Source organism: Pseudomonas sp. P867, from assembly GCF_019891455.1.
Lineage (GTDB): Bacteria > Pseudomonadota > Gammaproteobacteria > Pseudomonadales > Pseudomonadaceae > Aquipseudomonas > Aquipseudomonas synxantha_A.
On record NZ_JAFLXB010000006.1, the window covers coordinates 105428 to 118293 of the forward strand.

11 protein-coding genes are annotated in these 12866 nt (G+C 59.6%); 2 read left to right on the forward strand and 9 right to left on the reverse strand.

The window, feature by feature from the left end; translation table 11 throughout:
* Positions 1-18: 18 nt before the first annotated feature.
* Complete coding sequence (locus J1G33_RS13150) at positions 19-999, forward strand: DUF4236 domain-containing protein (protein ID WP_223018198.1); 981 nt, start codon at positions 19-21, stop codon at positions 997-999.
* Positions 1000-1265: 266 nt separating this feature from the next.
* On the opposite strand, the gene J1G33_RS13155 is transcribed toward J1G33_RS13150, so the two are convergent.
* The 9 genes from J1G33_RS13155 to J1G33_RS13195 form a co-directional block, all read right to left on the reverse strand.
* Positions 1266-2039 (reverse strand): helix-turn-helix transcriptional regulator, encoded by a 774-nt coding sequence (locus tag J1G33_RS13155; protein WP_032879273.1) that lies wholly within the window; start codon positions 2037-2039, stop codon positions 1266-1268.
* A gap of 213 nt (positions 2040-2252) precedes the next feature.
* Positions 2253-2780: an inorganic diphosphatase gene (gene ppa, locus J1G33_RS13160; RefSeq protein WP_005791810.1), complete on the reverse strand. Its 528-nt coding sequence runs from the start codon at positions 2778-2780 to the stop codon at positions 2253-2255.
* A 109-nt stretch (positions 2781-2889) separates the two neighbouring features.
* On the reverse strand, positions 2890-3705 hold the full coding sequence (locus J1G33_RS13165; RefSeq protein ID WP_005791808.1) for a M90 family metallopeptidase: 816 nt from the start codon (positions 3703-3705) through the stop codon (positions 2890-2892).
* 6 nt (positions 3706-3711) lie between these two features.
* Entirely contained in the window at positions 3712-4368 is a 657-nt protein-coding gene (locus tag J1G33_RS13170; RefSeq protein ID WP_003194521.1) for a DedA family protein, read from the reverse strand.
* Between the two features lie 307 nt (positions 4369-4675).
* Positions 4676-5134 (reverse strand): GNAT family N-acetyltransferase, encoded by a 459-nt coding sequence (locus tag J1G33_RS13175; protein ID WP_005791806.1) that lies wholly within the window; start codon positions 5132-5134, stop codon positions 4676-4678.
* An 89-nt stretch (positions 5135-5223) separates the two neighbouring features.
* Positions 5224-6060, reverse strand: a complete 837-nt coding sequence (gene eutC / locus J1G33_RS13180; RefSeq protein ID WP_078822425.1) for an ethanolamine ammonia-lyase subunit EutC — start codon at positions 6058-6060, stop codon at positions 5224-5226.
* Positions 6057-7451, reverse strand: coding sequence for an ethanolamine ammonia-lyase subunit EutB (locus tag J1G33_RS13185; protein WP_032879276.1), 1395 nt, complete (start codon positions 7449-7451; stop codon positions 6057-6059). Before J1G33_RS13185 ends, eutC begins: the two co-directional genes overlap by 4 nt.
* A gap of 52 nt (positions 7452-7503) precedes the next feature.
* Positions 7504-8937 carry an ethanolamine permease gene (eat, locus tag J1G33_RS13190; RefSeq protein ID WP_223018199.1) on the reverse strand — a complete coding sequence of 478 codons (1434 nt, stop codon included), beginning with the start codon at positions 8935-8937 and terminating at the stop codon, positions 7504-7506.
* Between the two features lie 207 nt (positions 8938-9144).
* Positions 9145-10665, reverse strand: coding sequence for an aldehyde dehydrogenase family protein (locus tag J1G33_RS13195; protein ID WP_223018200.1), 1521 nt, complete (start codon positions 10663-10665; stop codon positions 9145-9147).
* 271 nt (positions 10666-10936) lie between these two features.
* Between J1G33_RS13195 and J1G33_RS13200 the strand changes: the two genes are divergently transcribed.
* Positions 10937-12847 (forward strand): sigma-54-dependent Fis family transcriptional regulator, encoded by a 1911-nt coding sequence (locus tag J1G33_RS13200; RefSeq protein WP_223018201.1) that lies wholly within the window; start codon positions 10937-10939, stop codon positions 12845-12847.
* The last annotated feature ends 19 nt before the right edge of the window (positions 12848-12866 follow it).

Genomic DNA, 12866 nt, shown 5'->3' on the forward strand with positions numbered 1-12866 from the left:
CTGTATCAAGGAATGTTAATGGGATTCTATATTCGTAAGAGCGTCAGAGTAGGGCTGTTTCGTTTCAATCTGTCCCAGCAGGGTGTGGGCGTTTCGGTGGGATTGAAAGGCCTACGCATCGGGACCGGACCTCGAGGCAATTACGTTCATATGGGGCGGGGAGGCCTGTACTACCGGGCTACCGTACCAAGGACCAACGATAAGCCGCCTTTTTTGCCTCACATTGAAACTACGGTAATACCTGAGGGCACTCACGCCCCTTTAGTCGAGATCGAGTCCGCGGATGCTTCGCAAATCGTGGATTCATCCTCACGTGATTTGCTCGATGAAATGAATGCGAAGCAGGCAAGATGGCTGCTTTGGCCATGGGTTGGTGTCCTAGGAATCCTCGTAGTATTTCTTGGCCTGCGTAATGGTTGGTCCATTGGGACTATGTGGGGTGCGCTTATCCTCGGTTCAGTCCTAACAATTGCCTCTGCAGTACGCGATACGATGGCTAAGACGGTTGTACTGTTTTACGATTTTGACGCCGAGATGGAAGAAGCTTACGAAGCACTGCACAGCAGTGGCCAGCAGGTTTCGGCAGCAGGTGCGGCCTGGCATATCGAGGCCGAAGGCGCCGTTCATGATCGTAAGTATCACGTTGGTGCGAGCAATCTTGTACGTCGGAAAAAAACGACTATTGCTCGGTCTTCACCACCTTATGTAAAAACCAATATAGAAACCATCTCCATGGTTGTTGGGCGCCAAACGCTGCATTTCTTCCCTGATCGTGTATTGATTTATGACGAGAAAAGTGTGGGCGCGGTTAGCTATCGAGAGCTGCAGTTGCAGGTCAATGCGAAGCGGTTTATTGAGAGTGCTTCGCCTCCCAGGGATGCCATGGTAGTCGACAGGACGTGGCAATTTGAATCGCCCTCTGTTCCCCCACTTGTTCCCCCACTTACGTGTGGAACGCCTCGGATCAAAACGGAAGTCACGGGAAAGAAAATAGGCTGAAACCCTTAATCTAGCAAGGTTGTAGCGGCTTTCAGTAGATAGGAATGGTTTTCAAAAAGGCATTAAAAAGCCGGCTTGTGGCCGGCTTCTCGGGGACTGCCTCAGCTTGTTTTTGACAAACCTCACCAGCCTTCAAATCGCTCAGCCCACATGGCGTCGGGCTGAATAGTAGGGGCATCCGCGGGAACTCCTCCGCATCGCCTGACAGGGCAGATAGCTAAGCCATCCCCCTGCCAAATGTGCGGCGCATGATACCCACATTCACTTCAGTTGCCCACCTCCGGTTCCGATTTAGAGCCTTCCCAGCCCAATAGATGTTCATCCAGCGGCACGGGCGGCCGGCGGTTGTTGAGGGTGGACCACCAGAATACCCAGCCGACGATCTTGAAGCTTTGTTCGAAGCGTTCTTCGTGGTTGAGGTATTCGTCCGGGTGTTCGGCGGCGTTGTGGCTGCGCAGGCGCAACCCACCACCAGGTCGGTTGTAGAGGTATTTGATGCGCAGCATCCCGTCGTGCTCTACCGCATAAATTTCGCCGTCGATGATTTGGGTGCGGCCTCGGTCGATGGCAAGGGTGGCGCCTTGTTGGATGATGTCGGTCATGCTGTTGTCGACCATGTAAGCGCCTACCGCGCGGTCGGGATGGACGTTGAGGGTTTGCAGGCTGTGCCGGGAGACGCGGATGCGTTCGCTTGAGGTGAATGTGGGGTGGAGGGGGATCTCCACGTCGGTTGTTTCCGGACGGCAGGCGGGGCCTGTGAGGTATTTGCCGGTGTCTTCGCGGGTGGGCAGTAGTTTCCTTGTGTCGGGGCCTTCCAGCAGGTAGTTGGCGGGCGGGTGTTTGGGGCCTCGGCCGTCGCTTAACCAGCGACTTGAGACGCACAGCAGTTCTGCTATCTCGTTGAGTCGGCCCATGGGAACGCCGCGTTTGAACCAGTTGTTCACGTGTTGAGGCGTGACACCGCGGTTCTTGGCGAAGTCGGAGGCGGAAAGATTAACTTCCCGGAGTAGCGCTTTTAAACGATCACCTGATGTATTCATAAACGCAGAGTTTACTGGCGGGAAAAACCAATCAAATAAACCATGCGTTGAATTGCATATGTAGGATTTGGCTTAGTTGTGGCTCGATCTTTCAGGTGTGCAACTTAGATAAACAGCATAAAATAAACATTGAACTTGATGTTTAATTTTGCCCATAAAAAAGCCCCGAACTAACGGGGCTTTCTTATTTGCCGAAGCAATCAGGCGCGGGTATCAGCCTTTGTAGGCGGCAACCGACTTCATGATCTCGGCGCGGGCGGCTTCTGCGTTGCCCCAACCGTCGATCTTCACCCATTTGCCTTTTTCGAGGTCTTTGTAGTTCTCGAAGAAGTGCTTGATCTGTTCCAGCAGCAGTGGCGGCAGGTCGGTGTATTCCTTCACGTCCACGTACAGCTGGGACAGCTTGTCGTGTGGCACTGCGATGACTTTGGCATCGCCGCCGCCGTCGTCGGTCATGTTCAGGATGCCGACTGGACGGGCGCGGATAACCGAGCCTGGGGTAACCGGGTAAGGGGTCACGACCAGCACGTCGAGGGGGTCGCCGTCGTCAGCCAGGGTGTTGGGGATGAAACCGTAGTTGGCCGGGTAGAACATCGGGGTGGCCATGAAACGGTCAACGAACAGGCAGTCGCTGTCTTTGTCGATTTCGTATTTGATCGGCGCGTGGTTGGCCGGAATTTCGATGGCGACGTAGATGTCGTTCGGCAGGTCTTTGCCAGCCGGAATCTTGCTGTAGCTCATTGGGCGTTGCCCCCGTTAGTTGGCCATATGACATGGCCGGATTGGCCTAAAAGTGGCGGCGATTATAGGCATATTCTGACGCCGATGCCATGCGCCAAGCGTCGTACGGTCATTCGCCCTGCGGCTGATAACGTGGGTCGCCGGCTTGCAGTTGGGTCAGGCGCGCCAGTGGGTCCTGGCGGTAGAAGCGGCTGAGTTGGGCGTACACCTGTGGATAACGGTTGACCAGTAAATCCGGTGCGCTGAAAAAGTACTCGCTGGTGACGGCAAAGAATTCGGCTGGGTTTTCCGCAGCGTATGGGTCGATCTCGGTGTCGGCCTCCGGGTTGGCGTCCAGTTGGCGATTGAGGTCGTCGAAGGCGCTTTGCATCACGCTGGCCCATTCCTGCACGCGCATGTCGTGGTGCAGCGGTGGCAGGCCGTTGGCGTCGCCGTTGAGCATGTCGAGTTTGTGCGCCAGTTCATGGATGACCAGGTTGTAGCCTTCCCATTGGCCACTGGCGAGCACCCCAGGCCAGGCGAGGATCACCGGGCCTTGTTGCCAGGCTTCGCCGCTGTGTTCGCCGTCCCACTCGTGCTCCACGCCGCTGGCATCGCGATGGCGCTGCGGGCTGAGGAAGTCGTCGGGGTACAGCACGATTTCATGAAAGCCCTGATACCAGTCGAGGTCGCCCAGGTTCATCAGCGGCAATTGCGCCTGGGCGGCGAGCAGCAGGCGTTGTTCCTGGTGCAGGTCGACGCCGGGCAGGGCGGTGAGGTGTTTTTCGGCGAGGAAGATCACGCAGGCTTCGCGCAGCCACTGGTCTTGCTCGGCGCTGATGCCGTCGAGGAAGGTCAGGTGGTGGCGCACCCGTTGCCAGGTGTCATCGGCAATCGGGTGCTTGGCCAGCAGGCGCCGGCGACGCCAGGCGCTTAGGGACCACATGGGCAATCAGTGTGGGTTGGCTTCGGAGGACGTGCGGCCAAAGCGGCTGCGCACTACGCCAATGATCATCGGCACCAGCGACAACAGGATGATGAACACCACTAGCAGCGACAGGTTTTTCTTGATGAAGGGCACGTTGCCGAAGAAGTAGCCCAGGGTCACCAGGCCACCGACCCAGAGGATGGTGCCGAGTACGCTGAACCCGAAGAAGCGCGGGTAGGGCATTTTGGCCACGCCGGCGACGAACGGCGCGAAAGTGCGCAGGATCGGCAGAAAGCGCGCCAGGGTCACGGTCTTGCCACCGTGCTTGTCGTAGAAGTCGTGGGTCTTTTGCAGGTAGTCGCGGCGGAAGATCTTCGAGTTGGGGTTGCTGAACAAGCGTTCGCCAGCCGTTCGTCCTATGACGTAGTTGGTGCTGTCGCCGAGGATCGCCGCCAGCATCAGCAGGCCGGCCAGCAGCACTGGGTCCATACCGCCGCCAGCTGCTACGGCGCCAGCGATAAACAGCAACGAATCACCCGGCAGGAATGGCATGACCACCAGGCCGGTCTCGCAAAAAATCACCAGGAACAGAATGGCGTAGATCCACGGACCGTAGTTGGTTACCAGCATGTCGAGGTAAACGTCGAGATGCAGGATAAGGTCAAGCGGGTTGAAATCCATGGATGGCACCTGTGTGAATGGCCCGGCTCAGCGGGCCAGTGCGGGGACGACGGGTAATAAGGCTACAAGTGTATGTCGTGGTTCTTACAACCTTGAGAGGTCCGCATTATACGGATTGAATGGTGAAAAGCGTGTGGCTTTTGTAGCGGGGAGTGTCGTGAAAGTGTGAAGCGGTTGGCTTGGTTTTTTGTGGGAGGGGGCTTGCTCCCGATTGCGGTGGGTCAGGGACAAATTCGTTAACTGACACCCCGCCATCGGGAGCAAGCCCCCTCCCACAAGAGATCTACAGTGTTTGGGGGATTAGAGGTCAGTCTTCGTTGATCGGCAGCACGTAGTTCTTGAACTCGGTGTCTTCACGAAAGCCTATGGACTCATAGGTCTTCTGCGCCACTTCATTGTCGCTGCTGGTGGATACCCGCAATCGTACGGCCTGGGTTTCCTTGGCCATCTTCTTGGCCGTGCGCATCAGGTTGTCCGCCACCAGTTGCCGGCGGGCATCCTCGGCTACATAGATATCATTGAGGATCCACACCCGTTTCAGCGACAACGAGGAAAAGCTCGGATACAGCTGGCAAAAGCCCAGCAGCCGCTTGTCATCATCGTCGGCCAGGGCCAGGTAGATCACCGATTCCTTGCGTCGCAGGCGCTTTTCCAGGAAGGCCCGGGATGAGTCAGGGAATGGCAGGGCCCCGTAGAACTCGCGGTATTTGACGAACAACGGGGTCAACAGGTCCAGGTGTTCCAGGGTCGCTTGAGTAATCCGCATGCCAGGCCTCAACTTCCAAATGGGGTATGACCACGCGAGCGGCCGTGACTTGATGCTGCCTAATGCGGCAAAAAAGCGCAATCGTGCCGCTATCGGTCACTCGGTGGGCTGAGCAGGAAATTGCCCTTCATCAAGTCCGGGTCGTCGGATTCAAGCGTCTGAACCTGTGCCTCATCCTTGAGGTTGACCCCCGACAGTTGCCGGCGACACGCCTCGCGCATCAAGTACAACAGGCGATGGGCCGCCATGCCATAGCTCAAGCCTTCCAGCCGCACATTGGAGATGCAATTGCGATACGCATCGGTGAGGCCCACCTTGGGGTTGTAGGTGAAATACAGGCCCAGGCTGTCCGGCGAGCTGAGCCCCGGCCGTTCGCCGATCAGGATCACCACCATTTTGGCGCCGAGTAATTGCCCGATTTCATCGGCCACTGCCACGCGGCCTTGTTCCACCAGTATCACCGGTGACAAGGACCAGCCTTCGGCGTGGGTCTGTTCCTCCAGGCGCGTCAGAAACGGAGCCGTATGCTTATGCACCGCCAATGCCGACAGGCCATCGGCCACCACGATGGCCAAATCCACGCCACCCGGGTACGCCGAAGCGTAGTCGCGCAAGGTTTGGGCCGACTCATCGCTCAAGCGTCGCCCAAGGTCCGGGCGTTGCAGGTACATATGCCGGTCCGTGGCGGCGCTGCGCAGCAACAGGCTGTCGCGGCCACGTTCGGCCAATTGGCCGCTGAGCGCGGCATGGTCGAAGGGCAGGTGCACCGCATCCCGCGCCTGGGCGTGGGCAAACTGGAAGTCCAGCTGGGCACTGGTAGGAATGCTGGTGCCGGTGCGGCCCAGGGCGATGCGCGCCGGGGTCAGGCGGCGTAATTCCAGCCACGGGTTGTCAGGCAATTCTGGTTGCACGGTCGGCTCCTTCATCCCAGTTGCGCCAGAGCGTGGCGAAACGCCGGTGGCAGGCTGTTGCCGAAGTGCACTTTGCCGCCTTCTTGCGTGAAGATGCCCATTTTCGCCAGCCACTGTTCAAACTCCGGCGCCGGTTTTAAACCCAATGTTTGCCGGGCGTACAAGGCGTCGTGGAACGAGGTGGTCTGGTAGTTGAGCATGATGTCGTCGGAGCCGGGGATGCCCATGATGAAGTTGATGCCGGCAACGCCGAGCAGGGTCAACAGTGTGTCCATGTCGTCCTGGTCGGCTTCGGCGTGGTTGGTGTAGCAGATATCACAACCCATGGGTACGCCGAGCAGCTTGCCGCAGAAGTGGTCTTCCAGACCGGCGCGGATGATCTGCTTGCCGTTGTACAGGTACTCCGGGCCGATAAAACCGACCACGGTGTTGACCAGGAACGGCTTGAAGTGCCGGGCCACGGCGTAGGCACGGGTTTCACAGGTTTGCTGGTCGACCCCAAAGTGCGCATTGGCCGACAGCGCACTGCCCTGGCCGGTTTCGAAATACATCAGGTTTTGCCCCAGGGTGCCGCGCTTGAGGCTCAGGCCGGCTTCGTAACCTTCCTGCAGCACGCTCAGGCTGATGCCGAAACTGGCGTTGGCGGCCTCGGTGCCGGCGATCGACTGGAACACCAGGTCCAGCGGCACGCCACGGTTGATCGCCTCGATGGAGGTGGTGACGTGGGTGAGTACGCAGGCCTGGGTGGGGATTTCGTAGCGCTGGATGATCGCGTCGAGCATCTCCAGCATGGCGCAGATCGAGGCGATGCTGTCGGTGGCCGGGTTGATGCCGATCATGGCGTCGCCGTTGCCGTAGAGCAGGCCGTCGAGAATACTCGCGGCAATGCCTGCTGGTTCGTCGGTGGGGTGGTTAGGCTGCAAGCGCGTGGACAAGCGCCCGCGCAGGCCCATGGTGCCGCGAAACTGGGTGACCACGCGGATCTTCTGTGCCACCAGCACCAGGTCCTGTACGCGCATGATTTTGGACACGGCTGCCGCCATTTCCGGTGTCAGCCCCGGCGCCAGTGCGCGTAGGGATTGTTCATCAGCCGCGTCACTGAGCAGCCAGTCGCGCAGGCCACCGACGGTGAGATGGCTCACCGTGGCAAAGGCCTGTTTGTCGTGGGTGTCGATGATCAGCCGGGTGACTTCGTCGCTTTCATAGGGAATCAGCACTTCTTCCAGGAAGTGCTTCAGGGGTGTATTTGCCAGCGCCATCTGGGCGGCGACCCGTTCGCCATCATTTTGCGCAGCGACACCGGCCAGGAAGTCGCCGGAGCGCGCCGGGCTGGCTTTGGCCATCAGATCCTTGAGGCTGTCGAAGCGATAGGTGTGTGCACCCACCGCGTGGGAAAAACTTGCCATACAGTGTCTCCTTGACGACGCGAGCAGGCGCCCGCGCCGAGGTTTACGGCACTTAGTGCAGGGCGGCCTCTGCGGCCTGGATCGCCGCGAATTCTTCTTCGGGCGTGCCTGCTACCAAGTGATGCCGGCTGTAGAAAGCAAAGTAAGCAATTAATACTCCATAGATGACCGCCGCGCCAATCACCACGCGTGGGTCAACCAAAAAGCCTGCTACCACGGCCACGCAGGCCAGTACCAGCGCCACGCCCGAGGTGAAGATGCCGCCCGGCGTGCGGTACGGGCGCTCCATTTTAGGGCGGCGGATGCGCAGGGTGATGTGCGCAGCCATCATCAGCACGTAGGAAATCGTTGCGCCAAACACCGCCACCAATATCAGCAAATCGCCCTGGCCGCTCAGCGACAGGCCGAAACCGATAATCCCGGGAATCACCAATGCCAGTACTGGCGCCTTGCTCTTGTTGGTCTCGGACAATTTGCGCGGCAGGTAGCCAGCGCGCGACAAGGCAAAAATCTGCCGCGAGTAGGCGTAGATAATCGAGAAAAAGCTTGCGATCAAACCGGCCAGGCCAATCAGGTTGACGAAGCTGCCCATCCAGGTCGAACCGCCGTAGGACAGCGCCAGGGCTTCCACCAACGGGTTGCCGGATTTGATCAGCGCATACGTGCCTGCACCGCCCGGCGCGATAACCAGGATCAACAGGGCAAAACTGGTCAGCACCACAATCGCGCCGATCAGCCCACGGGGCAGGTCGCGCTTGGGGTTCTTGGTTTCTTCAGCGGCCAGGGGCACGCCTTCTACTGCGAGGAAAAACCAGATCGCATAAGGGATCGCCGCCCACACGCCCACATAGCCGAACGGCAGGAAGCTGCTGGCGCCTTTGGCCTCGGTCACCGGAATATCCAGCAGGTTGGCGACGTTGAAGTGCGGCACCATCGACACCAGGAATACGCCCAAAGCGATCGCGGCGACGGCGGTGATGACAAACATCAGCTTCAAGGCTTCGCCGACACCAAAAATATGGATGCCGATAAAGATGATGTAGAACGCCAGGTAGATCATCCAGCCGCCAATGCCGAACAGCGACTCGCAGTAAGCGCCGATAAACACTGCAATTGCGGCGGGGGCGATGGCGTACTCGATCAGGATCGCGGTGCCGGTGAGGAACCCGCCCCAAGGGCCAAAGGCGCTGCGGGCAAAACCGTAGCCACCGCCGGCGGTGGGGATCATCGAAGACAGTTCGGCCAGGGAGAAGCACATGCACAGGTACATGGTAGCCATGAGCAATGTGGCGAGGAACATGCCGCCCCAGCCACCCTGGGCCAGGCCGAAGTTCCAGCCTGCGTAGTCGCCGGAGATGACGTAGGCGACGCCAAGGCCGACTAACAGCACCCAGCCGGCAGCGCCTTTTTTCAATTCTCGTTGTTGAAAGTAATCGGTGCCGACTTTTTCGAAGTCGACCGAAGAACTCGTGGGTTCGCTGGGCATGGGAAGTACCTTCCATTCTTATTGTTTTCAACTCGGCCGGTGTGTGCCGAATGCGCATCGCAAGTACTTATGAAGATCCAAATGTGGGAGGGGGCTTGCTCCCGATAGCAGTGGGTCAGTGACTCATACTTGCACTGACACTCCCCGATCGGGAGCAAGCCCCCTCCCACCCTTGATTGCATTTCAAAGGTGGGAGGGGGTGTGGGGTTAGAAAAAGCCCAACGGATTAATGTCGTAGCTCACCAGCAGGTTCTTGGTCTGCTGGTAGTGATCCAACATCATCTTGTGGGTTTCGCGCCCTACGCCAGACTTCTTGTAACCGCCAAACGCGGCGTGCGCCGGGTACAGGTGGTAGCAGTTGGTCCACACGCGACCGGCCTTGATCGCGCGGCCCATGCGGTAGGCGCGGTTGATGTCGCGGGTCCACAGGCCGGCGCCCAGGCCGAACTCGGTGTCGTTGGCAATCGCCAGGGCTTCGGCTTCGTCCTTGAAAGTGGTGATGCTCACCACCGGGCCGAAGATTTCTTCCTGAAACACACGCATGTCGTTGGTGCCCTTGAGCAGGGTCGGCTGGATGTAATAGCCGGTGGCCAGATCGCCAGTGAGCTTTTCAACCTTGCCGCCGGTCAGCAGTTGCGCGCCTTCGCCCTTGGCGATTTCCAGATAGGACAGGATCTTGTCAAATTGCTGCTCGGACGCTTGGGCGCCGACCATGGTGTCGGTGTCCAGCGGATCGCCACGCTTGATCGACTCGACCTTCTTCATCACCACTTTCATGAAGTCGTCGTAGATCGACTCCTCCACCAGGGCGCGGGATGGGCAGGTGCACACTTCGCCTTGGTTGAAGAACGCCAGCACCAGGCCTTCGGCAGCTTTTTCGATGAATGCAGGTTCCGCTTTCATGATGTCGGCGAAGAAGATATTCGGCGACTTGCCTCCCAGCTCAACGGTAGACGGAATGATGTTCTCGGCCGCCGCATGCATGATGTGCGAGCCCACCGGGGTAGAGCCGGTGAAGGCTATCTTGGCGATACGTTTGCTGGTCGCCAGGGCTTCGCCGGCTTCCTTGCCGAAACCATGCACCACGTTCAGTACGCCTGGCGGCAACAGGTCGCCGATCAGTTCCATCAGTACGCTGATGCCCAGCGGGGTTTGCTCGGCGGGCTTGAGCACCACGCAGTTACCGGCGGCCAGGGCCGGGGCGAGTTTCCAGGCGGCCATCAGCAGCGGGAAGTTCCACGGGATGATCTGGCCGACCACGCCCAGTGGTTCGTGGAAGTGATAGGCGGCAGTGAGTTCGTTGATTTCGGCGCTGCTGCCTTCCTGGGCGCGAATGCAGCCTGCGAAGTAGCGGAAGTGGTCGGCGGCCAGGGGAATGTCGGCATTGAAGGTTTCACGCACGGCCTTGCCGTTGTCCCAGGTTTCGGTGATAGCCAGCAGTTCGAGGTTCTGCTCGATACGGTCGGCGATTTTCAGCAGTACCAGCGAGCGGTCCTGGGCGCTGGTTTTGCCCCAGGCGTCAGCGGCAGCGTGGGCGGCGTCCAGAGCCTTGTCGATGTCTTTGGCGGTGGAACGCGGGAAGTCGGCGATAGGTTTGCCGTTGACCGGCGAGGTGTTGGAGAAGTAGTTGCCATCGACCGGCGCAACGAACTCGCCGCCGATGTAGTTGCCGTACTTGGCCTTGAACGAAACGATGGCGCCTTCGGTACCGGGGTGTGCATAACGCATGGTGGGCATCTCCTGCTTTTATGTTTATCGGAGTACAGCGCTGCAAGCGCGTTATAAAGCGTAGAGCAAAGGTTGGGCCAGTGCTTGCGGGCCAGGTAAATCAAGGGTTTGGTTTTGTTTACAAGGCATGAATGTGGCCGGGGCGATACAGGTGGGGTGACAGCTTGTACCGCAAACGGTACAGCCTGTGACCGATGGGTCGGCCCGGGATTGCAATGGCCGGATGGCTGGTGGATGCTGGGCGCTCTCACGCAGGGAGAATAATAAGAACATGCACAACGATCATTTCAGTCGCCATGCCCAGCAGGTTCTCACCGTCACCCGGGGGCAAGAGCCGCTTCAAGGGCCGGGCAGCGATCCCTCCATCGCCCGTTCCTGGCTGCGTTGCGTTGAGGATTACCACCTCGACCCCGCGCTGACCGTTGCGCCCACCGTGCTTGAGCATGGCCGCCTGCTGGAAAGCCGCGAACGCCTGCGCCAGGTGCTGCATATCGCCGGCAACGAAATGAACAGCCTGCACCAGCAACTCTCGGGGGCCGGTCATGCGGTGCTGCTCACCGATGCCCGGGGGGTGATCCTCAACTGTGTCACCGCGCCGTCCGAGCGCAAGATTTTCGAACGCGCCGGGCTGTGGCTGGGCGCCGACTGGAGTGAAGCCTGCGAAGGCACCAATGGCATCGGCACCTGCCTGGTGGAGCGTCAATCCCTGACCATCCACCGTGACGAGCATTTTCGCGGCCGCCATACCGGGCTGACGTGTTCGGCGAGCCCGGTGTTCGACCCTCACGGTGAATTGCTGGCGGTGCTGGATGTGTCCTCGGCCCGCGAAGCCGTGTCGCGCCAGAGCCAGTTCCACACCATGGCGCTGGTGAACCTGTCGGCCAAGATGATCGAAAGTTGCTACTTCCTGCGCCACTTCGAACACCATTGGCTGCTGCGTTTTCACCTGCAGGCTGAGTCGGTCGGGTTGTTCAGCGAAGGCTTGCTGGCGTTCGATGGCGAAGGGCGCATTTGTGCGGTGAACCAGAGCGCCCTGAACCTGTTGGGGCAGCTACGCGGCGGCTTGGTGGGTCAGCCGGTGGACGCGTTTTTCGACTGTTCCCTGGATCAGTTGCTAGGGCGGGCCAGCGCGAATGCCACGGCCAGTTGGCCGCTGCGTACCCGCGATGGTCGGCCTCTATTTGCAGCGCTGCGAGGCCAGCCCCGCAGTACGCCGGCCCCGGTCGTCAAGCCGCTGGCGCCACGCCTACTGGGTATTTGCCTGGGCGATCCGGCGTTGCAAAATGAGCTGCGCAAGGCCTCGCGAGTATTCGAACGCGACGTGCCCTTGCTGATCAACGGCGAAACCGGCTGCGGTAAAGAGGCTTTCGCCAAGGCCGTGCACCAGGCCAGCCAGCGAGGCGACAAGGCCTTTGTCGCGCTGAACTGTGCGGCCATTCCGGAAAACCTGATCGAGTGCGAGTTGTTTGGCTATCGCGCCGGCAGTTTCACCGGCGCCCTTAAAGAAGGCATGCGCGGCAAGCTGCAACAGGCCGACGGCGGTACGCTGTTTCTCGACGAAATCGGCGATATGCCACTGGCGCTGCAAACCCGCTTGTTAAGGGTGCTGGAGGATCGCCTGGTGGTGCCTATCGGCGGCGAACCTCAAGCCGTGAACCTGCGCATCATCAGCGCGACGCACCGTAATTTGTTGGAGCGTGTGGCCGATGGCAGCTTTCGCGAAGACCTGTATTACCGCTTGAGCGGCTTGGAAGTCGCCTTGCCGCCGTTGCGCGAACGCACTGACAAGGCGCAATTGTTGGACTTCCTCTTGGCCCAAGAGGCCGGCACCGAACAGGTGATGCTAGACGAGTCGGCGCGCCAGGCTTTGTTGGCATTCCCCTGGCCCGGCAACCTGCGACAGTTGCGTACGGTATTGCGCACGGTGGTGGCGCTCTGTGAGGACGGCCGAGTCGGTCTTGACGACTTGCCGGCATTGATTCGTCAGGCGCAGCCGCTGGGGGCGAGGGTGGATGCGCCGTACGCCTTGCCACTGGAAAGCGCCGAGCGTCAGGCATTACTCGGTGCGTTGGCGCAGCAGCGCTGGCATATGAGTCATGTGGCTGAACAGTTGGGGGTCAGTCGCAATACGCTGTACCGCAAGTTACGCAAACATGGAATCTCAAGGGACTCCACCCATTAAGGGAGTGCGACACCTGTCG